Origin of the sequence: Micromonospora sp. LH3U1 (genome assembly GCF_028475105.1) — a bacterium.
Lineage (GTDB): Bacteria > Actinomycetota > Actinomycetes > Mycobacteriales > Micromonosporaceae > Micromonospora.
Genome location: NZ_CP116936.1, coordinates 6,423,255 through 6,444,789 on the forward strand (window position 1 = coordinate 6,423,255; position 21,535 = coordinate 6,444,789).

The window sequence follows — 21,535 nt, forward strand, 5'->3', positions numbered from 1 at the left end:
GATGCCGGAACCACTGGACGCCGCACTGACCGAGATCCGGGCGTTGCTGCTCGACCCCGCGCTGACCCGGGCGGTCGCCGCCGGACGTCGCCGCGGTCGCCGCCCCACCGTCGCTAGGGCCGAACTGCGGCCGGTGACGCTCAAGGCCGGACCCCGAATGCAGATCACCACGTCCGATGGCGCTCGCCCGTACACCCGCAACATCGCCTCCGGTCCCGAGGCCGCTGCGGCGGTCGACGAGCTGCTGGCCGAGCCGTTCGGCAACTGGCACGTGGAGACGTCCGCCGCGACGCTGCAACTGCGGGTGACCAAGTCCGGCGAGGCGCAGGTGCACCGGGCCGCCACGGCCCGTCCGGCGGTGACGCCCGGTGGGAATGACCGGACCAAGGAGTATCTGCTCGACCCCGGCGACCCGATCTTCGCGGAGATCGGCGGCTCGGCGGCCAAACGCCGCCAGGTGGACGCGTTCCTGCGTGCCCTGGCCGCGACCCTGCCCGACGAGCTGACCGGTCCGCTGCGGGTGGTGGATCTGGGCTGCGGCAACGCCTACCTGACGTTCGCGGCGTACCGCTATCTGACGAGTCGAGAGCTCGACGTCCACCTGGTCGGGGTGGACGTCCGGGAGGACCAGCGGCGGCGCAACAGTGAACTGGCGCAACGACTGGGCTGGGCCGACCGGATCAGCTTCGTGGCCGGCACGATCGCCGACGCTGTCGTCGAACCCGCCCCCGACCTGGTGCTGGCGCTGCACGCCTGCGACACGGCCACCGACGAGGCCCTGGCCCGCGCGGTGCGCTGGGAAGCCCGCTGGGTGCTGGCCGCCCCGTGCTGCCACCATGATCTGGCGAAGCAGCTCCGCGCCCACCCCGCCCCAGCCCCGTACGAGTTGCTGACCCGGCAGGGCATCCTCCGCGAGCGTTTTGCCGACGTGCTCACCGACGCGCTGCGCGCCGGGTTGCTGCGGGTGCACGGGTACCGGACCGAGGTGGTGGAGTTCGTGGACTCCCAGCACACGCCGCGTAACCTGCTGATCCGTGCCCGCCGTACCGGCACCGGGGCGACCGAACCGCAGCGCGCGGAGTACCGCGAGTTGGTGGACCAGTGGCGGGTCACGCCCCGGCTGGAGACCCTGCTGGCCGCCGCCGAGGAATCCGCCTCCTAGCGACCAGCAGTCGGGACGGGCACCGAGCTTAGTGGAAGAACGATGGTGATCGCTCGATGCCTTGTCGGTCGGTACGCGTACTGCCGGAGAAAAAGTCTCGTCAACGGGACAGTTTGTGCGGTCAGTCAATTGTTTCCGGGCCTGGGCGTACTACCCTCGGAAGGCGCATCGTCCCGGTGCTCCGGCAAGGGGGAAAGACACACAGGGATGGGATCCGCCGACGTATCACCGCAGATGGCCTTCGCCCGCTTCGTCCGGCGCGCCATCGATGACGCTCGCGACGAACGTGGTTGGACCGTGACCGATCTTGCCTCGCACACGGGCGTGGGTCGTTCCACCGTGTTCCGCTGGCTGGCCGGGGACTGGCAGGATTATCCCGAGTTGGCCAAGGTTCGGGGCTTCTGCGCGGCACTGGATCTGCCGGTGGCCGCCGCGTTCCGGGCGCTCGGGCTGCCCGACGCTGGCCCCGCGCCCCGTCGGCGCCACGACGACGGCCCGGTCGAGGCGGACGTCCGGGCCATCCTGGACCGGCTGGCCGATCCCACGGTCCCCGCCGAGGAGAAGCACCACATCCGCGACCTGCTCCGCTACCTGGCCCGCCGCCCCATCCGCCGCGCCGGCTAACCCCCCACCCCCACCCCCACCCCCGCGCGTTGATCATGAAGTTATTGCCTCGACACGCCGCTGGCAGAGGCAATAACTTCATGATCAACGCAGTCTTACGCCTGGGCGGGCCGCTGGGCTAGGGGGAGGTTGGTCAGGGGACGGTGAGGGTGAATTCGGCGGTGTGGACGGCGGCTCCTACCTGGAAGTCGAGGTAGAGGCGGTAGCGGCCTGGGCCGGGGGTGGTCAGCCAGAACTTGACCTGACCGTCCACCAGTTCCGGCTCCGGGTGCACGTGCAGGTAGCCGAGGTCGCCCTCGCGCAACGCCACCAGGTGCCCGTACGCCCCGAGGTAACGCTCCAGCGGGGCGGCGCCGCCAACGCCGTCGACCCGGAAGGTCAGCGGCACGGTCGCCCCGGCCTGCGGAGTGCCCTGGTAGCCGACGGTGAACCCGTCCACGGTCGTCGAGGTGGCCGGACCCGGCAGCGAACGGGGCTGATAGCCGCCCGGCGCGACCAGGTCCGTGCCGAGGGTCACCGCGGTCTGCGCGCCGTTGTCGGCGACGACGGTGAAGTCGGCGTACGCGCGCCAGACGCCGGGCTCCGCGAGGGTCAACGGCACCGACCAGGTGCCGTCCGCCGCCATGGTGGGATGCAGGTGCTGGTAGCCGCTCAGGTCCCGGCGGACGACGATGAGGTGCATCGGCTTGTCGTGCACGACGGCGAAGCGGGTGACCGGCCGACGCTGCACGTCGCGCACCTGGAAGCGGAGCTGACCGGGATGATTGGCCACGAACTCGGTGGCCAGGGGGGCCAGGGTGAACCCGGCTGAGCTGACCGCCAGACCGCCCGGCTCGGTGGCTGCGCCCTGATCGGCGCCCGTGGCGGTGCCGTGGTTGTGCGGCCCGATGCCCGGTGGGTCGGTGTGCTCGGCCGCCAACGACGGGCTGCCGGTGGTGGCGGCACCGTCGGCGTTCAGCCGGCCGAGGCCGAAGCCCAGCAGCACCGCCAGCACCAGCCCGCCGACCACCAGCGCCAGCCGGAGCGTGCTCCGGTCCGGCGCGGCGGAGATCTGGTCAGGCACCGCCGGCGCCCAGCGCATAGCCGGCCTCGTCGACGGCGGTCGTGCCCATGACGGCGTCGGCGCGGGTGACAGGCGGCTGGTCGGTCATGCCGCCCACGGTACCGCCGCGTCGTGCCACTTTAGGCCGACGCCCGGACGGCGTGGCGCCCGTCGCATTCAGCGGCGCCCGGGAACTTTCCGCCCGACCGGACGCAGACAGCACCGTAAAGACGAGCGCGCGACCAACCGCCGCGAACGGCAGCAGACCAACCGGCGAACCGCCCCGACCACCGCGAACGCCAGACCAACCGACCTACCGGTCCGACCACCGCGAACGGGAGTGGGTCAGCCGGCCACGGCGAGGGCGAGCGGGAGCACGTCGGCCGCGCCGGCCCGGCGCAGTGCCCGGGCCACCAGCGTCATCGTCCAGCCCGAGTCGATCAGGTCGTCGACGAGCAGCACCGGGCCGTCCAGGCCAGCCAGGGCGTCGGCCAGGTCGGCCGGCACGGTGAAGGTGTCGTGCAGCGCGCGTACCCGCTGGGCGCTGTTGCCACGCGGCCCGGCTGGGCCGCCCGGACCGGCCGGGGTGACCTCACCGAGCAGCGGCAGCCGGCCCACTGCGGCGATCCGCTCGGCGAGCGAGCCGACCAGCCGGGGCCGTCGCCGGGAACCGACCGCGACCACCCCCACCGGCCGGCGGGGCCACGGGGCGTCGCCGTGCGCCCACGCCTTGAGCACCTCCACCACCGCGCCGGCGACGTCGTCGGGCACCGGTGCGTCCGGCGCTTCCGGGCCGACGAGGTCGCGCAGCCGGCCACCCCAACCCAGGTCGGAGAGGCGCCCGACGGCACGGCCCGGCAGCGCCTGCTCCGCGGGGGCGATCCGGCCCTTGAGGGGTACGCCCACCGCGTCGAGCCCGGTCGGCCAGAGCTTCTTCGGCGCGATCTCCACGCCGGGTCGACCCAGGAAGGTCTGCGCGGCGGTGAGCGCGGCCGTCGACACGTCGGCGGCGAAGAGTGGGTCGGCGCACCTGTCGCACCGGCCGCAGTCGGCCGCCCCGGTGTCGTCCAGACACTCCCGTAGATACCGCATCCGGCAGTCGGACGTGGTCGCGTACTCCCGCATGGCCTGTTGCTCGACGGTGCGTGCCTCGGCGACGCGGCGCAAGCGGGTCTCGTCGTAGACCCAGTGCTCGCCGGTGGCGAGCCAACCACCGCGCACCCGGCGGACCGCGCCGTCCACGTCGAGCACCTTGAGCATCAGCTCCAACCGGGCCCGGCGCAGGTCGACAAGTGGTTCGAGGGCCTGGGTGGAGAGCGGGCGGTCGGTGTGCAGGGCGGCCAGTACGGCCCGGACCTGCTGCTCCGGTGGGAACGCCAGCGAGGCGAAGTAGCGCCAGATCGCGGCGTCCTCGACGCCGGGCAGCAGCAGCACCTCCGCGTGCTCGACGGCGCGGCCGGCGCGGCCGACCTGCTGGTAGTACGCGATCGGCGAGGGCGGCGCGCCGAGGTGGACGACGAAGCCCAGGTCGGGTTTGTCGAAGCCCATGCCGAGCGCGCTGGTGGCGACCAACGCCTTGATCTTGTTGTCGAGGAGGTCCTGCTCGGCCGCGCGCCGGTCGGCGTCGTCGGACTGCCCGGTGTACGAGGCCACCGGGTAACCCCGGGAGCGCAGGAACTCGGCCGCCTCCCCCGCTGCCGCCACGGTCAGCGTGTAGACGATGCCCGAGCCGGGCAGTTGGTCCAGGTGGTCGGCGAGCCAGGCCAGCCGGTGCGCCGGGCTGGGCAGGTCGAGCACCCCGAGACGCAGCGACTCGCGGTCCAGGGTGCCGCGCAGGATGAGGGCGTCGCCCAACTGTTCCGCCACGTCCTGGGTGACCCGGGCGTTGGCGGTGGCGGTGGTGGCCAGCACGGGGGTGCGGTCGGGCAACTCGGCGAGGAACGTCCGCAGCCGCCGGTAGTCCGGCCGGAAGTCGTGCCCCCAGTCGGAGACGCAGTGCGCCTCGTCGACCACCAGCAGCCCGGTGGTCGCGGCCAGTTTCGGCAGCACACCGTCGCGGAAGTCCGGGTTGTTGAGCCGCTCCGGGCTGATCAGGAGCACGTCCACCGCTCCGGTCTGGATCTCGGCGGTGATCTCGTCCCACTCGTCGAGGTTCGCCGAGTTGATCGTGCGGGCTCGGATGCCGGCCCGGGCGGCCGCCTCGACCTGGTTGCGCATCAGCGCCAGCAGCGGCGACACGATGACGGTCGGGCCGGCCTGGTGGCCCTGCTCGCGGTCTCGGAGCAGGGCGGTGGCGACGAAGTACACGGCCGACTTGCCCCAACCGGTCCGCTGTACGCAGAGCACCCGCCGCCGGTCGACGACAAGCGCCTCGATTGCCCGCCACTGATCCTCGCGCAGCCGGGCGTGGTCACCGGCCAGCCGGCGCAGCACCGCCTCGGCCCGCTCCCGTACCGCCGCCCGCTCTGCTGTCTCCACCCGGCATTTCTACCAGCGCCGTACGTCGTTCCCCTGTTGATCAAGAGGTTTGCGTCATGATCCGGGCAGATCCTGACCGAAACCTCTTGATCAACAGGGGAAGACAACAGGAGGCGTCAGGTGCGGGGGGTTCGGAGGGATCGGGTTAGGTGGGACAGGCGGGGGGCCAGGCTGGTCAGGCCTCCTGGGAAGAAGTAGACGGCCAGGATGAACACCGTGCCCAGGACGAACAGGGGCTGGCTCAGCGGGCGGCTGAGGACGGCCGGCAGGTTGTCGACCGCGTCGCTCGCGCCGAAGGCGGTGAGCCGGTGGTCCAGGTACATGTAGAGGACGCCGCCGAGCACCGGCCCCCACCGGGTGCCCGGCCCGCCGAGCACCACCATGACCAGCAGCGACAGGGTCAGCTCGGAGGACGTGATGTGCGGCGACGCGCCGCCGACGATCAGGACGTAGACCACCCCGCCCGCCGACGCCAGCCCGCCGGCCAGGGTGAACGCGACCAACTTGTAGCGGTACGGGTCCAACCCGAGCACGCCGATCCGCCGCTCGTCGTCGCGCAGCCCGGCGAGCACCCGCCCGGTCGGCGAACCGCTCACCCGGTGCACCACGAAGACCACAAGCGTCAGGTACGCCAGCGCCAGCCAGTACAGGTTGACCGTGTTCGTCACCCCCACCAGCCCGGCGGGCAGCCCGGACACGTCCAGTGGCAGGCCCTCCTCGCCGCCGGTGAGCCCACCGAAGTCCCGCGCGACCAGGATCGCCCCGACCTGGGCGAACGCCAACGTGACCATGGCGAACGCGATGCCCACGGTCCGTAGCGCCACCGCGCCGAGCAGCGCGGCGAGGATCGTGCCGCCGGTGATGGTCAGCAGCGCCGCCTGCCACAGCGGCAGGCCAGCCCGGGTGACCAGGATGTCGGTGCCGTACACGCCGGCGGCGAAATAGAGCGCGTGCCCGAAGGAGAGCATCCCGGTCCGACCGAAGAGCAGGTCGTACCCGGCGGCCAGCCCGCCGAAGATCAGGCAGATGGCGAGCAGTTGCAGGGTGCCGGGTGAGTTGACCGGCCCCTCGAAGATCCCCGGCAGGGAGATCGTCGAGTACGGCAGGATCACGAGGACGGCCAGCGCGACAAGCGGCAGGAACGGGCGGACTTGGTGCCACCGCCCCCGCTGCGGGGTCAACTCGGCGGGTACCTGCGCGGGAGGCGCGTCGACCACGGAGTTCGTCATGCCGTTGCCACCTTTCCGGCGATGCCCTGCGGGCGCAGCAGCAGCACCACGGCCAGCAGCCCGACCACGCAGATGTCGCCGAGCCCGGACGTGCCGTAGTAGTTGACGAACTGTTGCACCAGCCCGACCACGACCGCCGCGTACGCGGAGCCGACCACCGAGCCCATCCCGCCGATCACCACCACGATGAACGCGAAGATCAGCAGCGAGCCGCCCTGCCCGGGCGAGACCGTGCCGAAGTAGACCCCACCGAGCGCACCGGCGAGCGCGGCAGCCGCCCCACCGATCGCGAAGACCAGCGTGAACGCCTTGCGCACGTCGATGCCGAGCGCCGTCACCATCTCCCGGTTCTCCACCCCGGCCCGGATCACCAGGCCGTACCGGGTCCAGCGCAGGAACGCCAGGATCGCGCCGAGCACCAGCACCGCCGCGAGGATCAGCAGCAGGCCCCCGTTGGGCACCTGCGCGCCGAGGATCCCGGTCACCTGCCGGGTCCAGTCCGGACGCGGGAACGGCCGGGCGTCCGCACCCCAGGTGGCCTGTAGGAGCGCCACCCCGGCCAGGGACAGACCGACGGTGACCAGCACCTGTTCGATGGTGCGGGAGTAGAGCGGGCGGATCAGCACCAGCTCGACCAGGATCGCCACCAGCGTGCCGGCAGCCACCCCGAAGGCGACCGCGATCACGAAACCGAACCCGTCACCGCCGGCACCCGGCAGGTTTTCCGCCGCCCACCAGGTCCCGTACGCGCCCACGCCGAGGAACAGCCCGTGCGCGAAGTTGAGCACGTCGGCCAGGCCGAAGACCAGGGACAGGCCGGAGGCGACCAGGAAGTACAGCGCCGCCAGGCCGAGCCCGGTCAACGTCAACAGGATCACGGTGCCCATCAGTGCTGGCCCTTCTTCGCGACTGCGGGGCTCGCCGGCTCACTCCTGGCGCTCGGCGCGTGCGCCTCCGCCGAGCCGACGCCGAGCAGCGACTTGGTCAGCGCGGTTTCCAGCAGCAGCTCACGGGCATCGCCGGTCCAGGCCACCTTGCCGGCGGCCAGCACGACCGCGTCACGGGCCAGCCGGCGTACCACTGCCAGGTTCTGCTCGACGAGCAGCACCGGCACCGACTCCGCGACCCGTTCCAGCACCTCGGCCACCTCGGTCACCACCTTCGGCGCCAATCCCTTGGTCGGCTCGTCGACCAGCAGCAGCCGGTTGTCGTTGAGCAACACCCGGCCGATCGCGAGCATCTGCTGCTGCCCGCCGGAGAGCGAACCGGCCCGTTGCCGTCCGCGCCGGTCCAGCTCCGGGAAGAGCGCGAAGACCTTGTCGTACGCCGGGCTGGTGCCGCGCCGCTCGGCGAGCCGCAGGTTCTCGGCGACGGTGAGGCCGGCGAACACGCAGCGGTCCTCGGGCACGTAGCCGAGCCCGCCGCGGACCAGCCGGTGCGTGGGCCGGGCCAGCAGACTCTGCGCGCCCATCCGGATGGTGCCGCGGACCTCCCCGGCGGGCGGGGTGAGGCCGACGATCGCGCGCAACGTGGTGGTCTTGCCGACGCCGTTGCGGCCGAGCAGGACGGTCACGCCGGTCGGGGCGACCGTGAAGGACACCCCCTGGAGGATGTGCAGCCCGGAGATCCGGACCGACAACTCCTCCACGGTGAGGATCGGTTCCATCAGGGCTGCCTCCGTTCGCGACTGCGGGGCTCGCAAACCCGGCTCACTCCTCGCGCTCACAGCGCCTCTCCGAGGTAGGCCTCTTGCACGGTCGGGTTGGCCATCACCGTCTCCGGGGTGTCGCAGGCCAGCAGCGCGCCGTGGTGCATGACGGCGATGCGGTCGGCCAGTTCGAGGATGACGTCCATGTGGTGCTCGACCATCAGCACCGCCCGGCCGCTGTCCCCGGTCAACGACTTGATGACGGCCACCAGTTCGGGCACGTCCTCGGCGCTGACCCCGGCCATCGGCTCGTCCAGCAGCATCACCCGCGGTTCACCGGCGAGCAGCAGAGCGATCTCCAATTTGCGCTTCTCGCCGTGGGCCAGGGTGCCGGCCAACGCCGTACCCCGGTGGGCGAGGCCGACCCGGTCGAGCGCCGTGTCGGCGGCGGCGGCGACCTCCCGGTCGGCCGCCGCCCGCCGCCACAGTGCCATCGAGCCCCCGCGGTGCGCCTGCACGGCGAGCCGGACGTTCTCCCGCACGCTGAGCGAGCCGAAGACCGAGGACGCCTGGAAGGTACGGCCCAACCCGAGGCGCGCCCGCCGATGCGGCGGGAGTTCCCCGATGTCCTGCCCATCCAGGGTGACCCGGCCCTCCGTGGCCCGGCGCAGGCCAGTGATCAGGTTGAACAGTGAGGTCTTGCCGGCGCCGTTCGGCCCGATCACGCCCAGGAACTCCCCCGGCGCGAGATCGAGGTAGACGCTGTCGACGATGGCGACCTCACCGATCCGCCAGGTCAGACCGCGGGTGGCGAGCATGGGTCAGCCCTTCATGGCCACGGCCGGTGGCGCGGTCTCGTCACCGGTGAGGCTCTTCTGGGCGGTCGCCGTGAACGCGGTGCCGCTGCCGGTCAGCTTGGCCTGGAACATCGGCTGGAGCAGCGCGTGGTCGGCAGCCCGGATGGTCATCTTGCCCTTGACCCCGTCGAAGCTCCAGCCCTCCAGTGCGGTGACCATCTTGTCGACGTCGTCCCCGCCCTCCTGCGCCGCACGGACCACCATCTGGGCGGCGGCGAAGCCGTCCGGGTGGAACAGGTCGATGGTGGAGACCTTGGCCTTCAGCGCCTTGCTGGCCTCGGTGTCACTGGCACCGTCGAAGTAGTGCGACAGGAAGGAGATCTTCGCGCCGGCAGCACCGAAGGTCGGCCACGAGGCGCGAATGTCCAGGCCGGTGACGACCGTGGTGGACGAGAGCACGCCCTGCTGGTCGAGGGTCTGCCACATGGCGGGGGCGGTGGTGCCGGCCCAGGCCACGAAGAGCAGGTCCGGCTTGGCCGCCTTGATCTGGCTCGCGAACGGGGTGAACTCGCTGGCGCTGGCCGGGGCCCGGACGCTGCTCACGGTGGCGCCCGCGCCACCGATGACGGTCTTGACGGCCGCCTCGTTGGCGTCGCCGAACGCGCCGTCCTGAGCGAAGACCACGACCTTCTTACCGGCCGGGTCGCCGATGAACGACTTGGCGGTCACCACGTCCTGGTAGGACTGCCGGCCCGAGCGGAACGTGTACTTGTTCGCGCCGGTCACCGCGTCGGTGGCAGCCGGGCCGGAGATGAACAGGACCTTGTTCTGCGCCGCGATCGGCGCGACCTGGAGCGCCACGCCGGAGGCGGTGGAGCCGGCAATGATCTTCGTGCCCTTGCCGATCAGGTCCTTCGCCGCGGAGACCGCCTTGGCCGGGTCGCCCGCGTCGTCGACCTCGGTCAGCTCGATCTTCCGGTCACCGACCTTGCCGGTGCCCTTGGTGGCGAAGTCGAGCCCCGCCTTGAAACCCTCGATGTACTGCTTTCCATAACTGGCCAGGGCTCCCGACTGGGAGTACACCAGGCCGACCTTGACCGGCGCGGCGCTGTCGCCGCCGCCGGTGGCGGTGTCCTGCGGGCTGCCACAGGCCGTGGCGGCAAGCGCCGCGGCCATCATCGTGGCGGCGGAGAGGAACACCCGCCGCGTCGTCCGGACCGTCATTGCGACTCCACATGAGGACTCGGAGGGAGAGAACTTCTTCGTGTCGGCTCACGCTAGAAGTGACGTCACCCACGAGCTATGTGGCGGAAACACACAAGTAACAGGATTGAGGTGGCCGGGGGTTACAACAGGCCGCGCTACCACCCGGGCACCCGCGCTCTCGATGGCCCGAACCGCCACGGACCACCCGGGGCGTGTGTCGTCCCGCGCCATCCGCCCCGTTTGGTCAGCCGCAGGGACCGTCGTGGGCTGCCGCGCGCGGGCAACGCCGGCGACCGTCGAGCAGGCTGTCGCAGAAGACCCGATGACGTACGCACTGAGCGTCCTCCTCGGAAACCGTCGTCTCGGCCCGGTCCACGTCGGCGAGGAAACCCAGCGCCCGCGTGATCGTCCGAGCGAACCGCAGCGCGGCCGACAGGTCCGCCGCGACCACCGGCAGATGCACCACAAACCGTTCCCTCGTCATGCGCACGATCACCGCCCTAGACTCGCCGGCCTGGAAGACGGCCCGGTGTGCGGGTAGGGGACGCCCACCGGACCGCCCGGCCCCACGCCCGCAGCCTTCGTCGGCGGCGGTACGTACGCGGAGCCCACCTCACGCCCGCACCCCGAGGGTTTGCCGAACCAACCGGAGCCGAACATCAGCAACCTACCCCAATTGCTTGTGTAGGTCGACCCTGTGAAGCAGCGACACCACAGCTTGTTGCAGTAACTGGTGTAGGCCGGCATGATCGGAGACGCCGAACCGACCGGAGTCCTCAGCATGCCCACAGCAGAAGCCCCATATCGTCGCATCGCCAACGAGATCGCCGCGAAGATCAAGAGCGGCGAGCTGAAGCCGGGCGACAAGCTGCCCTCGACCCGGGAACTCGCCGAGAGCTATGCCGTGCACATGAACACCGCCTCGCGAGCGCTCTCACTGCTGCACGACCGCGAGCTGATCACCGGTCAACCCGGCCGCGGCACCTACGTAACCGAGCACCCACGGGATTGACCCGTCCGACTGTCAGATCGAGGACACGGCCTGCCCTTGAACCACCACCCGTCGGCCGTTACGGCTGGTGAACGGCATGACGAACTTCGGTGCGCAGCCCTGCACGAACAGCAGGACGAAAATTGACCGCACTCTTCGCTACCTTCGCATCACTATTGGTGATGCAAAGGAGATCCGGTGTCGGCGAACGACGACTTCTTCCGGTCCCGCAAGGCTGCCGCCGTGCTCAAGCACGGCATCCTGAAGCGCTACCCGGTTGTCTTCGCTTCCAAGACCGGTCAGGGCAAACCAGTCGTCTTCCTCGATGGCTACGCGGGACGCGGCGAGTACGAGGAGGAAGGGGAGGAAGGATCGCCGCTGCTTCTGTCCCGGTGTGCCGACACGGTCAGGAGCTTTCGGAGCGTCTTGCTCTTCTTCGTGGAGAAAAATCCTTCCCACTTCGCGAACCTAAAGCGGGTTCTGGAGCAGCGCGGAGGCTCAACGAGGCGCATTCTCCGGCAAGGCGACGTGGCAGATCATCTGCCAGAGGTCCTCTCGGTTGCTCGTCAGGCTTCACTCTTTGCCTTCCTCGATCCGTTTGGCCTTGCGCTTGACTTCGGTCTCGTGCGCTCAGGGCTCCTCGGTCGACCCCCTTCGCCGCCGACAGAGGTTCTACTTCACTTCAGCATCTCTGCTATCGCGAGGATGGGACGAGCGGTTCAGGTCGCACGCTCCCGGGGTGACCGGCTGCCTCCTGCTGAGCAGAAGACGGCCGACCACCTCACCAGATTTCTCGGCGATGACTGGTGGCAGGACCACTTTGCCCGGGTCAACGGTGATGGAGATGAGGAGACCGCGACTGAGGTAGCTCTCAAAGTGGGCGCAGAGTACGAGAAACGGTTGACCACGGGAACGAGCTATAGCGCGATCACTATGCCGGTCCGACCGCGCCCGGAACTCTCGCCGAAGTATGTCCTGATGCTGTTCACGAGACACACAGAAGGCGCTTGGCACTTCGCGGACGCCGTGGGGCAAGCTGGCGTGGACTTAGAGGAAGCCCGCTACAAAAGCCAGATGAGCCAGGACACCCTGTTTGGGTCACTTCCCTTCGATCGGCCGGCACACGTGAACAGCGCCCTACCGCGGGTGGCGCAAGTCGTTGAGCGGAACATTGTCCGGCTGCTTGCGGGATCGAAACCTGTTCAGCTCGCGGAGCGGGTGCCCGAGGTCTATCGGGGAGTTCTTGGCCAGGCGTGGACGCGTCATGCGCGGCACGCAGTCAAGTCGTTGCACCGTCAAGGTCTGATCGACCACACCGGCGTCGGGGACTTCTGGAAGGACCCCATCCGGCAACTCTGAGAGGTGGGACCTCGGCGGAAGGTCGACCAACTGCAATTAGGCGGCAGCGGGCAGGCGAGGCGTCGGCATCTCATCCCAGGTGCGACCATCGAGTAGGCGCCCACCGGCCTTGGGCGTGCGGCCACCCCACTGCTTGAAGAAGAAGGCAGTCCCTGCCCGATCGCATTGGTCGCGTAGTTCGGCGACCCAGGACCCATCCATCGGGCGACAGCCCTGACCCGACTCGCCCCCCGCGATTAACCAGTCCATCCCACCGAGGTCGAGCTGCGGCAACGGGCCGAGCAGCGGCTCGGCCGAGATGAACCGAACCGCCGCCGGCACCTGCCGAAGGCAGTCGATCCGCGATCTCTGGCTGTCGTCTTCGACGCTCACGCCCATCCAGACATTTGGCGGCCAGTCCAGATCATGAGCAACCTTGGCGAGCCGAGATGCGCGCTTCGTCAGCACTTGGAAGGTGTGACGCGGCGTCTCACGCATAACGTCGAAGACCTGCTGCACGTACGTGAGAGGAACCCTCGCGTGGAACAGGTCAGACATCGAGTTGACGAAGACTGTTCGAGGATCACGCCAGCGTCGCGGAATATCGAGGGCGTCAGGGTGGATCGCAACCCCGAATCCCGGCCCAGAGGTGCGGGGGTCGCCATCGGTCTGATACTTGGCCGAGCCCATGGCCTTCAGGCGCTTCGCGAGAGTCATCGCATAGCAGTTGTCGCACCCCAACGAGATGCGGTCACAACCTGTAGTGGGATTCCAGGTTGCTTCCGTCCACTCGATGGCGCTTTTGTCCGCCATGCGCCGCTCCTTCCACTCGACGCGACAATACTGTCGAACAACCGTACGCATGGGAAGGGTTGCGCGGCGTGTCGGCCCGTCCAGGTTCTGCGCTTACGGGCCAGCCAACCGTGCGTCGCCGACGCACGCAGCCGCTGGGCGCACCTCACCCTCCCAAGATCGCGCCCGTTCCTTGATGTAGTGGCCTTGGCGGCCTTGCGACGCCACTACATCCTCTGTCGAGCGCGATCTTGCCTTCGCCGCGTGCGCGTCGACGCGACGCGACGCGGACCGAAACGCCGCTGGCCCGCCGTCCGGGTGACGGACGACAGGCCAGCGTGTGGGCCGGGCGTGATAGGCCCGGCGGTCGGCTCGGAGCGGATCAGCTCCGGGCCGAGGTCAGTTCCTGGGCAGGCCGGCGCGGGCGGCGACGGCGGTGTCCGGGTGGTCGCTGAAGACGCCGTCGAGGCCCAGGCCGAGGAAGAGTTCGCACTCGGCGGTGATGTCGCCGCGCGCGTTGGGGTCGGTGCCGATCCGGAAGTCCACGGGGAGGAACTGGTTCTCGGCGCGGAACGTCCAGGAGTGCACGAGCAGCCGCTCCCGGTGCGCGTCGCGTACCACGTTGGTCGGGGCGAGCAGGGCACCAGCGGCGTCGCGGGGCACGATCAGGTTCTTGTTCGCCCCGATGCCGTCGGCGTACCCGGCGATCCACTTCAGCCCGGCCGGCTTGGCGAGGTCCTGGTAGCTGCGGGTGTCGCCGGCGGCGGTGAAGTCGTACGGGCGGCCGGTGGCGTCGAGCAACTGGATCAGCTTCACGTCGGTGAGCCGGCTCAGCCGACGCAGGTTGGCCGTCTCGAACGACTGGATGAAGACCGGCGAGTTCTTGCGGTCCAGCTTGTTCTGGCGCAGCACCCGGAGCAGCGGCTCCTCCAGCGGCAGGCCGATCGACGTGAAGTAGCTCGGGTGCTTGGTCTCCGGGTAGATGCCGATGGTGCGGCCCCGTGTCCGCCCCTCGGTCCGGGCCAGGTCGATGACCTCCTGGAGGGTGGGCACCTCGAAGCGACCGTCGAAGGCGGTGTTCGCCACGCGGACCTGCGGCAGTCGCTCCTTGGCCCGCAGCGTCTTCAGCTCGGCCAGGGTGAAGTCCTCGGTGAACCAGCCGTTCACGGCGACACTGTCGATGGTCTTCGTCGCCTTACGGGCCGCGAACTCCGGGTGCGCCGACACGTCGGTGGTGCCGGAGATCTCGTTCTCGTGCCGGGCGACCAGCACACCGTCGGAGGTGGAGACCAGGTCCGGCTCGATGTAGTCGGCGCCCATCCGGATCGCCAACCGGTACGCCTCCAGCGTGTGCTCCGGCCGGTAGCCGCTGGCGCCGCGGTGACCGATCACAATCGGTTGGTCGTTTGCCCGGGAGCGGTCCGCGTCGGCCGCCGGGTCGGCTTCGGCCATTGTCGGCACGACCACGGCGGCGGCGGCGAGCAGCACGCCGGCCAGGCCGAGGGTCGAGAGGGTACGTCGCATCGCCGTCTCCTGTCATCGGGAAAGCCGGTTCAGCAGACCGCCCCGGATTGACTGGCAGTTGGTCGATGGTTGGCCGGGAGATGAATCTCCGGAATGGGCGTTCCCACTCCAGCCGGCGGGCGGAAAAGGAAGATTGTCTGGTGCGCCGGTTCTTCCGCAACCCCGTGCGGCTGGTGCCGTTCGCGTTCCTGGTGCCAATCCTGCTCGGTACCGGGTTACTCATGGCGCGCTGGGCGACCACCGAACAACAGCGTCCGCCCCTGGTCACCGCGCTCTTCACCGCCACCTCGGCCGTGTCGGTCACCGGCATGGCGATCACCGACACGCCGAACTACTGGTCCGGCTGGGGGCTGCTGGTGATCACCCTGCTCACCCAGCTCGGCGGTCTCGGCATCCTCACCGTCGCGGCGCTGGTCATCCTGGTGGTCTCCAGTCAGCTCGGGCTGCGCAACCGGCTGCTGGTGCAGGCCGAGACGGCGGAGTTCGGCATCGGCGACGTGGGCCGGCTGCTACGCCGGATCGCGGTGACCGTCTTCGCCTGCGAGACGGTGATGACCGCGCTGATCGCCGGCCGACTCTGGTTGGCGTACGACTACACGCCCGGGCGGGCCCTCTGGTCGGGCGTGTTCCACGCCGTCCAGGCGTTCAACAACGGTGGCTTCGCGCTCTACTCGGACGGCCTGCTGGCCTTCAGCCGCGACCCGTGGGTGTCGCTGCCCCTGGCGGTCGGCGCGATCATCGGCGGGCTCGGGTTTCCCGCGCTGTTCGAGGCGGTTCGCGAGTGGCGCCAGCCGGTGCACTGGGCGGTGGCGACCAAGCTGACCGTCTGGGGCAGCGCGGCGCTGCTGCTGATCGGCTTCGCCGGTCTGCTCGCCGCCGAGTGGACCAACGCAAGCACGATCGGCCAGTACGACGTACCGGGCAAGATGCTCGCGTCGTTCACCCAGATCGCCTTGAGCCGCACCGGCGGCTTCAGCGTCCTGAACATCGCGGCCCTCCAGGAGGAGAGCTATCCCCTGCTGATCGTGCTGATGTTCATCGGCGGCGGCAGCGCCAGCACGGCCGGTGGCATCAAGGTGTCCACGTTCTTCCTGCTGGCGTTCACCATCTGGGCGGAGTTGCGCGGCGAGCCCGACGTGACGGTCGGGCACCGCCGGGTGGCCACCGCCAGCCAACGGCAGGCGGTCACCGTGGCCCTGCTCAGCGTCGCGCTGGTCGCGGCCGGGACGATGCTCCTGCTGCTGCTCACCGAGGGCATTCGCTTCGTCGCGGCCCTGTTCGAGGTCACGTCCGCGTTCAGCACCACCGGGCTGACCATTGGTCTGGCCAGCGAGCTGCCGGCCAGCGGCCAACTGGTACTGACCGTGCTGATGTTCATCGGCCGGATCGGGCCGCTCACCCTCGGATCGGCGATCGCCCTGAACACCCGGCGCAAGCTCTACCGCTATCCCCAGGAACAACCCATTGTCGGCTAGGCGCGAGGAGGTCGAGGTGTCGGCGAGACGATCGGACGGCGGCGTCGTGGTGATCGGGTTGGGTCGGTTCGGCTGCCACCTGGCCGGGTCACTCACCCGGATGGACCGCGAGGTACTGGCCGTCGACCGCAACCCGGAGCAGGTGCAGCGCTGGTCCGCGCAGCTCGACCGGGTGGTCCAGGCCGACTCGACCGAGGAAGGGGCGCTGCGCCAGCTCGGCATCGCCAGTTTCGAACGGGCGGTGGTGGCGATCGGGGCCTCGGTGGAGGCAAGCGTGCTCACGGTGCTGGCACTGGTCGAGCTGGGCGTGCCCCAGATCTGGGCCCGGGCGACCTCGCAGAAACACGCCAAGATCCTGTCGTCGGTGGGCGCGCATCACGTGATCTTTCCGGAGGCGGAGACCGGCGACCGGGTGGCACATCTGATCGTCAGCCGGCTGCTCGACTTCATCGAGTTCGACGACGACTTCGCCATCGCCACCGTCCGGGTGCCGGAGTCCCTGGTCGGGCGCACCCTGCTCGACCTGCGACCGCAGGAGCGCTACGGGATACGCGTGGTCGGTGCCAAACTGCCGGGAGAACGCTTCCGGTACGCCTCGGACGACACCGCACTCCCCCAGGGTGGGGTGCTCATCGTGGAGGGTGGGATCGACCAGGTGCAGCGGTTCGCGGGACGGCGCTGACCGTCACTTCTTCCGACCACCGTGCCCCTTCCCCTTACCCTTGGTCACTTTCCCGCTTTTCCCGAACCACCACCCGACCCCTTGGCCTTGGCGGGCTTATCGGGCTTCTCGGGCTTGGCCTTCGGCGCACCGTTGCCAGGGCCGCCCGCCGTCGCCGCCTTGGGCGGGGCCTTGGGCGGCGCCTTCGCCGAAGTCTTGGGCAGAGTGATCGCGGCCGCCGGGGCGGTGGACGGCGTGCTGCCGGCCACCCCCGAGAGGTGTACCCCGCAGGTCGCGTCGCCGAGCCGGAACTCCACCGGCAGCGGGTTCGCCCCGCGGTAACTCCCGGCCAGGGTGAGCTTCTCGGCCGCGCCGGGCGCCAGGGTGGCGCGGTCGGCCGCCGGCCGGATCAGCACCGTGCGCCCCTCCTGGTGCACCGCGGTCGGTTCCGCCTTGGTCACCGTCTGCTGACCCGGGAAGGTGAAGCTCATCGTCCAGTCGCGCAGCGCGGCGTCCCCGGTGTTGGTCAGGGTCAGCTCGGCGGCGAAGTCCTTGCCGGAATCCGCGCGCAACGCGTACGCCACATCGCACGGCGCCGTCTTCGGCAGACCCATCCGAGCCTCGGTCGTCGGGCGGTCCTCACCGCTGGCGGGGCTGCGCGAGGTGAACCCCCACAGGGCCCCGGTGACGGCGAGCAGGCTGGCGGCGGCCACTCCGGCCTCGACCCGCCGGCGCCTCGTTGCCTGCCTGGTCCGGTTGCGGGTGCGCGACAGCGGCAATGCGTCGGTCGCCGCCGACCACGGCAAAATCGTGGTGCCCGCGCTGGCCAGCGCGGTCGGATCCAGGGGCCCGGCGGCCGAGGAGACCGGCACCGCCGGGAGCATGCCGGCCGCTTCGGCGAGGGTCCGGGTCAGCTCGGAGGTCGCCGGTCGGTCTTCGGGCCGCTTGGCCAGGCAACGCCCCACCAGGTCGACCACCTGGTCGGGCAGCCCTGGCACCGCCTGCATCGGCTCCGGGTCGTTGTACATGTGCGCGCGCAACATCTGGGTGGTCGTGCTGGCCTGCCACGGCAGCCGGCCGGTGAGCATCCGGTAGAGCAGCAGCCCGACGGCGTACACGTCGGTGGCCGGTGAGACCTGGCCGTTGTCCAAGCGCTCCGGGGCGAGGTACGCGGGTGTGCCGAGCAGCGCGCCGTCCGGCCCCTTCTCGCTCTCCCCGACCAACGCGGAGATACCGAAGTCGACCACCTTGACGCCGGTCGACGTCAGCATGACGTTGCCCGGGGTGACGTCGCGGTGCACCACACCGCGGCCGTGCGCGGTGGCGAGCGCCGAGCTGACCTCCGCGCCGATGGTCACCGCCTCGCGCCACGGCAGCTGACTCTCCCGGCCCAGCCGGCTGGCCAGCGAAGCACCGTCGACAAGCTCCATCACCACGTACGGCACGGTCAGACCGACCTGATCGGACTCGCCATAGTCGTACACGTTGGTGATGTTGGGGTGGCAGAGCCGCGCGGCGGCCTGCGCCTCGATCCGGATCCGGTGGCGGAAGGCCCGGTCGCTGGCCAACCGGGAGGCCAGCACCTTGACCGCGACCTGGCGGCCGAGCACCTCGTCGTAGCCGCGCCAGACCACCGACATGCCGCCCGCGCCGAGCTGCTCGATCAGCCGGTACCGCTCATCGAGCAGCTGCGCGCCGTTCCGGTCCCCACCCATGGTTACCGTTGTTGCCCACGAGCGGCCAACCTACACCTGGAGTGTCGGAATCGGTCAGGGCTGTCACCCGTTCAGGCGGTGGCGAGAAGTTGGTCCACCGGGGCGTAGTCGTCGGTCAACACCATCGCCCCGCCGACGAAGTCCGTCAGCGCCGCGCCGGACAGCAGGCTGACCTTCGGGTCCACCTCGCCCAACCGGGCGCGGACGGCATCCAGCGGCAGCGGCGCGTCGGAGCCGACGATGAGGAAGTTGGCACCCTGCTCCTCGGCGAGTGCCTCCGGCGGCGCGATCAACGCGACGTGCCCGAACTCGGCGGCCACCGTGGCCAGCTCGGCGCGAATGAACCGCAGCGGCGGGTAGTCGATGACGTTCTGCACGTACACACCGCCAGGGCGGGTCACCCGTCGAACCTCGGCGGCCATCTCCCGGGTGGCCAGGTGCCAGGGCACCACCAGGTGACCGAACGCGTCGCCGACCACCAGGTCGCGGCTGTCCGTCGGCTCGCCGGCCACCAGCATCCGGGCGTCGCCCACCACCGGCCGCAGCTCCGGGCCTGGGCGTACGCCCAACTCGCGCTCGCCCAGCTCGACCAGCCCACCATCGATCTCGAACACCACGTTGTCGGTGCCCGGTCGGGTGGCGGTCAGGTAGCCCGGCACGGTGAACCCACCGCCACCCAGGTGCAGCGCGTCCAGCCGCTGGCCGGTCGGCGCGGCGACGTCGGCGACCGCCCCGATCCACTTCGTGTACGCGTACTCCAGGTGCTTCGGGTCGGCGAGGTCCACGTACGAGTGCTGGGCCGAGTTGAGCAGCAGTGTCCGTCCGGTGGGCCGGTTCGGGTCCGACGTGACCCGGGCGCAGTGGTACGCCGTCTCGATGTCGCACGGGTTCGGTGCCACGGTGGTCAGCCCCGCCCCGACCAGGCCGAGTACGGCCAGCGCGGCCCGGGTCCGGGCCGGACCGGGCAGTTCGGTGGGCTCCTGCCGGCGCAGGTACCAGCCGAGGCCGATGCCGACCAGCCCGAGCGCGACCGCGAGTGCCAGCACGATGACCGTGCTGCGCAGCGCGGCGACCAGCACGAAGCCGGTGAGCAGGGTAGCGGTGATGCCGCCCAGGGTGCCGATCCCGGAGAGTCGACCGACCACCTGACCGGTACGGCGCAGGTCGGCGAGTTGAAGCTTCACGACCAACGGGGTGACCGCGGCCAACAGCGCTGCCGGTACGAACACGGCCAGCGCGACCAACAGCAGGATGCCGCTGGCCGCGCCACCGCGCAGCACCTCACCGGCGTACCGGACGACGGGCAGGGTGACCGCGGTGGCGATGCCGGCCAGCACCAGCGCCGGTGCCAGCAGGCCACGCGGGTTGCGCCGGTCGGCCAGCCAGCCACCGGACCACGCCCCGTACGCGATCGCGGCCAGCGCGATGCCGATCACCGAGCTGGTCACCTGGAGCGTCACCCCGACGTAGGGGCCGACCAGTCGCAACGCGACGGTCTCCAGCACCAGCACAGCGCCGCTGGAGAAGAAGACCAGGAAGGCGGCCAGGCCGTTGGGCAGCGCCCGGCCGGTGATCGACGCGGGCGGGGACGAGGAGACCAGCGGGGCCGCTACGTCGGATGGTGGGGAGCTCATCGTCGCGATGGTACGCAGCGAAGCTGGAGCTCCGGGTCAGTACATCGATAGATGAACATGGTTCGTGTGGGACGCGGCGGGACTACCGCTGCCACTGTACGAGCGCCACCCGGTGCCGGGATGCCAGATCTGCCGGTACCAGATCACGTAGAGCACGCCCAGGCGGTCGGCGTTGCGCACGTGCCAGGCGGCCAGACTGTCCCCGTACGCCTTGTCGCCGCCGGTCGCGTTGCGGTCCTCGAAGCCGTTCGTGGCGGCCGCGAAGTCGCAGGCCCGCCCCTTCGGGTGCTCGCCGCCGCCACCGCTGCGCTTGCAGGAGACGTGCCGCTTGTAGCCGGCCGCCTGCGTCTGCTTCAGCGCGTTGAGGGTGCGCGGGGTGATGCAGCCGGAGGTGGTCGGGTCCTTCACGGAGCAGGATTCCGACGGCCAGGACCCGTCCGAGTTGCGCGGCGCCGGCTTCGCCGAGGTGGAATTGCCGCCGCTGAAACCGTTGCTGCTGCCCGAGCTGACCTCGGCGAGCGCCGCCTCGGCCTCTTTCTTCTTCTTCGCCATCACGGCGAGCTGCTTCTGCTGCTCGCGGACCTCGGAGTCGATGGCGACCTTGGCCTGCTGCGCCTGCTGCTGGGCCTCGACGAGATCACGCAGCCGCTTGCTGTCCCGCTGGGCCATCATGTCGAGGTCGCTGACGCGTTGCAGGAACGCCTGCGGCGTGGCGGTGTTGAGCAGCATCGAGGCCGGGCTGAGCCGGCCGACGCGGTACGACTGCGCGGCCACCTCACCGACCTGGGCGCTGAGCCCGACCAGCCGACCCTCGACCGCCGTCAACTCACCGGTCAGTGCCGTCTGCCTGCGCTTGGAGTTGTCCAGTTTGGCCTTGGCCTCGATGTGGCCCTTGGCGGTCAACTCCAACGCGTCCTGCAGCTTCTTGCTGCCGCCCTCGCCGGGCTCCGCGTAGGCGGGCACAGCGGTGCCGGCGAGCACCAGCGCGACGGCGGCGAGCAGAGCGAACAGGGAGCGGCGACCGAGCCGCGGGCTGAGCGTGGTCCTGGGCACGAAAGCGTCCTTCCGTCGACCGCCGGCCCCCGGGGAACCACTGCACGGCGGCGTCCCCGCCGGCGCCGGTCGGCGGCCTGCTGGCGGAGACCGCCGGTCACGATACCGGACTGTGCGCCGGTGACCAGTCCCCTGACCCCCCGGGCCGCCTCGATGTCGACGGAGC

At 70.4% G+C, this 21,535-nt stretch carries 19 protein-coding genes; 6 read left to right on the forward strand and 13 right to left on the reverse strand.

Annotated elements, in window-relative coordinates; all coding sequences use genetic code 11:
• Position 1: 1 nt before the first annotated feature.
• Both PCA76_RS29465 and PCA76_RS29470 read left to right on the forward strand, forming a co-directional pair.
• Positions 2–1,162 (forward strand): class I SAM-dependent methyltransferase, encoded by a 1,161-nt coding sequence (locus PCA76_RS29465; protein ID WP_272613666.1) that lies wholly within the window; start codon positions 2–4, stop codon positions 1,160–1,162.
• 207 nt (positions 1,163–1,369) lie between these two features.
• Positions 1,370–1,786 (forward strand): helix-turn-helix domain-containing protein, encoded by a 417-nt coding sequence (locus PCA76_RS29470; RefSeq protein WP_091402568.1) that lies wholly within the window; start codon positions 1,370–1,372, stop codon positions 1,784–1,786.
• Between the two features lie 133 nt (positions 1,787–1,919).
• Here PCA76_RS29470 and PCA76_RS29475 read toward each other — a convergent pair whose 3' ends face one another.
• The 8 genes from PCA76_RS29475 to PCA76_RS29510 all read right to left on the reverse strand — a co-directional run bounded on the left by PCA76_RS29475 (position 1,920) and on the right by PCA76_RS29510 (position 10,670).
• A complete protein-coding gene (locus PCA76_RS29475) occupies positions 1,920–2,867 on the reverse strand; it encodes a hypothetical protein (RefSeq protein WP_442930172.1) in 948 nt (315 codons plus the stop codon).
• Between the two features lie 306 nt (positions 2,868–3,173).
• Positions 3,174–5,306 (reverse strand): RecQ family ATP-dependent DNA helicase, encoded by a 2,133-nt coding sequence (locus PCA76_RS29480; RefSeq protein WP_272613668.1) that lies wholly within the window; start codon positions 5,304–5,306, stop codon positions 3,174–3,176.
• Between the two features lie 116 nt (positions 5,307–5,422).
• Positions 5,423–6,535, reverse strand: a complete 1,113-nt coding sequence (locus PCA76_RS29485) for a branched-chain amino acid ABC transporter permease (protein WP_272613669.1) — start codon at positions 6,533–6,535, stop codon at positions 5,423–5,425.
• Positions 6,532–7,422 (reverse strand): branched-chain amino acid ABC transporter permease, encoded by an 891-nt coding sequence (locus PCA76_RS29490; RefSeq protein WP_272613670.1) that lies wholly within the window; start codon positions 7,420–7,422, stop codon positions 6,532–6,534. Before PCA76_RS29490 ends, PCA76_RS29485 begins: the two co-directional genes overlap by 4 nt.
• Complete coding sequence (locus PCA76_RS29495; RefSeq protein WP_272613671.1) at positions 7,422–8,201, reverse strand: ABC transporter ATP-binding protein; 780 nt, start codon at positions 8,199–8,201, stop codon at positions 7,422–7,424. Before PCA76_RS29495 ends, PCA76_RS29490 begins: the two co-directional genes overlap by 1 nt.
• A 56-nt stretch (positions 8,202–8,257) precedes the next feature.
• Positions 8,258–9,001: an ABC transporter ATP-binding protein gene (locus tag PCA76_RS29500; protein ID WP_272613672.1), complete on the reverse strand. Its 744-nt coding sequence runs from the start codon at positions 8,999–9,001 to the stop codon at positions 8,258–8,260.
• A 3-nt stretch (positions 9,002–9,004) separates the two neighbouring features.
• Positions 9,005–10,204 carry a substrate-binding domain-containing protein gene (locus PCA76_RS29505; RefSeq protein WP_272613673.1) on the reverse strand — a complete coding sequence of 400 codons (1,200 nt, stop codon included), beginning with the start codon at positions 10,202–10,204 and terminating at the stop codon, positions 9,005–9,007.
• A 226-nt stretch (positions 10,205–10,430) separates the two neighbouring features.
• On the reverse strand, positions 10,431–10,670 hold the full coding sequence (locus tag PCA76_RS29510; protein WP_272613674.1) for a hypothetical protein: 240 nt from the start codon (positions 10,668–10,670) through the stop codon (positions 10,431–10,433).
• A 261-nt stretch (positions 10,671–10,931) separates the two neighbouring features.
• Here PCA76_RS29510 and PCA76_RS29515 point away from each other — a divergent pair, with 261 nt between their 5' ends.
• Positions 10,932–11,198 carry a GntR family transcriptional regulator gene (locus PCA76_RS29515; RefSeq protein WP_272613675.1) on the forward strand — a complete coding sequence of 89 codons (267 nt, stop codon included), beginning with the start codon at positions 10,932–10,934 and terminating at the stop codon, positions 11,196–11,198.
• 177 nt (positions 11,199–11,375) lie between these two features.
• A complete protein-coding gene (gene tcmP / locus PCA76_RS29520; RefSeq protein WP_272613676.1) occupies positions 11,376–12,536 on the forward strand; it encodes a three-Cys-motif partner protein TcmP in 1,161 nt (386 codons plus the stop codon).
• Positions 12,537–12,572: 36 nt separating this feature from the next.
• Here tcmP and PCA76_RS29525 read toward each other — a convergent pair whose 3' ends face one another.
• The gene (locus PCA76_RS29525; RefSeq protein ID WP_272613677.1) at positions 12,573–13,328 is read right to left on the reverse strand and encodes a DUF5131 family protein; all 756 of its coding nucleotides are present in this window, start codon (positions 13,326–13,328) and stop codon (positions 12,573–12,575) included.
• Between the two features lie 378 nt (positions 13,329–13,706).
• A complete protein-coding gene (locus tag PCA76_RS29530) occupies positions 13,707–14,831 on the reverse strand; it encodes a glycerophosphodiester phosphodiesterase (RefSeq protein WP_272613678.1) in 1,125 nt (374 codons plus the stop codon).
• 140 nt (positions 14,832–14,971) lie between these two features.
• Between PCA76_RS29530 and PCA76_RS29535 the strand changes: the two genes are divergently transcribed.
• Both PCA76_RS29535 and PCA76_RS29540 read left to right on the forward strand, forming a co-directional pair.
• Positions 14,972–16,306, forward strand: a complete 1,335-nt coding sequence (locus PCA76_RS29535) for a TrkH family potassium uptake protein (protein WP_272613679.1) — start codon at positions 14,972–14,974, stop codon at positions 16,304–16,306.
• Between the two features lie 16 nt (positions 16,307–16,322).
• Positions 16,323–16,988 (forward strand): potassium channel family protein, encoded by a 666-nt coding sequence (locus PCA76_RS29540; protein WP_272613680.1) that lies wholly within the window; start codon positions 16,323–16,325, stop codon positions 16,986–16,988.
• Between the two features lie 44 nt (positions 16,989–17,032).
• Here the strand turns inward: PCA76_RS29540 and PCA76_RS29545 are convergent, their stop codons facing one another.
• The 3 genes from PCA76_RS29545 to PCA76_RS29555 form a co-directional block, all read right to left on the reverse strand.
• Positions 17,033–18,682 (reverse strand): serine/threonine-protein kinase, encoded by a 1,650-nt coding sequence (locus PCA76_RS29545; protein ID WP_272613681.1) that lies wholly within the window; start codon positions 18,680–18,682, stop codon positions 17,033–17,035.
• Between the two features lie 71 nt (positions 18,683–18,753).
• Positions 18,754–20,316, reverse strand: coding sequence for a fused MFS/spermidine synthase (locus PCA76_RS29550; protein ID WP_272613682.1), 1,563 nt, complete (start codon positions 20,314–20,316; stop codon positions 18,754–18,756).
• A 36-nt stretch (positions 20,317–20,352) separates the two neighbouring features.
• Entirely contained in the window at positions 20,353–21,369 is a 1,017-nt protein-coding gene (locus tag PCA76_RS29555; RefSeq protein ID WP_272613683.1) for a coiled-coil domain-containing protein, read from the reverse strand.
• Positions 21,370–21,535 lie beyond the last annotated feature (166 nt).

What these genes read in the sequence shown, in the direction of transcription:
- PCA76_RS29500 (WP_272613672.1), bottom strand. Translation starts at nt 9,001, where the DNA reads ATGCTCGCCACCCGCGGTCTGACCTGGCGGATCGGTGAGGTCGCCATC.
- PCA76_RS29465 (WP_272613666.1), top strand. Translation starts at nt 2, where the DNA reads ATGCCGGAACCACTGGACGCCGCACTGACCGAGATCCGGGCGTTGCTG.
- PCA76_RS29530 (WP_272613678.1), bottom strand. Translation starts at nt 14,831, where the DNA reads ATGCGACGTACCCTCTCGACCCTCGGCCTGGCCGGCGTGCTGCTCGCC.
- PCA76_RS29545 (WP_272613681.1), bottom strand. Translation starts at nt 18,682, where the DNA reads ATGGGTGGGGACCGGAACGGCGCGCAGCTGCTCGATGAGCGGTACCGG.
- PCA76_RS29515 (WP_272613675.1), top strand. Translation starts at nt 10,932, where the DNA reads ATGATCGGAGACGCCGAACCGACCGGAGTCCTCAGCATGCCCACAGCA.
- PCA76_RS29485 (WP_272613669.1), bottom strand. Translation starts at nt 6,535, where the DNA reads ATGACGAACTCCGTGGTCGACGCGCCTCCCGCGCAGGTACCCGCCGAG.
- PCA76_RS29525 (WP_272613677.1), bottom strand. Translation starts at nt 13,328, where the DNA reads ATGGCGGACAAAAGCGCCATCGAGTGGACGGAAGCAACCTGGAATCCC.
- PCA76_RS29495 (WP_272613671.1), bottom strand. Translation starts at nt 8,201, where the DNA reads ATGGAACCGATCCTCACCGTGGAGGAGTTGTCGGTCCGGATCTCCGGG.
- PCA76_RS29475 (WP_442930172.1), bottom strand. Translation starts at nt 2,867, where the DNA reads ATGCGCTGGGCGCCGGCGGTGCCTGACCAGATCTCCGCCGCGCCGGAC.
- PCA76_RS29490 (WP_272613670.1), bottom strand. Translation starts at nt 7,422, where the DNA reads ATGGGCACCGTGATCCTGTTGACGTTGACCGGGCTCGGCCTGGCGGCG.
- PCA76_RS29550 (WP_272613682.1), bottom strand. Translation starts at nt 20,316, where the DNA reads ATGAGCTCCCCACCATCCGACGTAGCGGCCCCGCTGGTCTCCTCGTCC.
- PCA76_RS29470 (WP_091402568.1), top strand. Translation starts at nt 1,370, where the DNA reads ATGGGATCCGCCGACGTATCACCGCAGATGGCCTTCGCCCGCTTCGTC.
- PCA76_RS29510 (WP_272613674.1), bottom strand. Translation starts at nt 10,670, where the DNA reads ATGACGAGGGAACGGTTTGTGGTGCATCTGCCGGTGGTCGCGGCGGAC.
- PCA76_RS29505 (WP_272613673.1), bottom strand. Translation starts at nt 10,204, where the DNA reads ATGACGGTCCGGACGACGCGGCGGGTGTTCCTCTCCGCCGCCACGATG.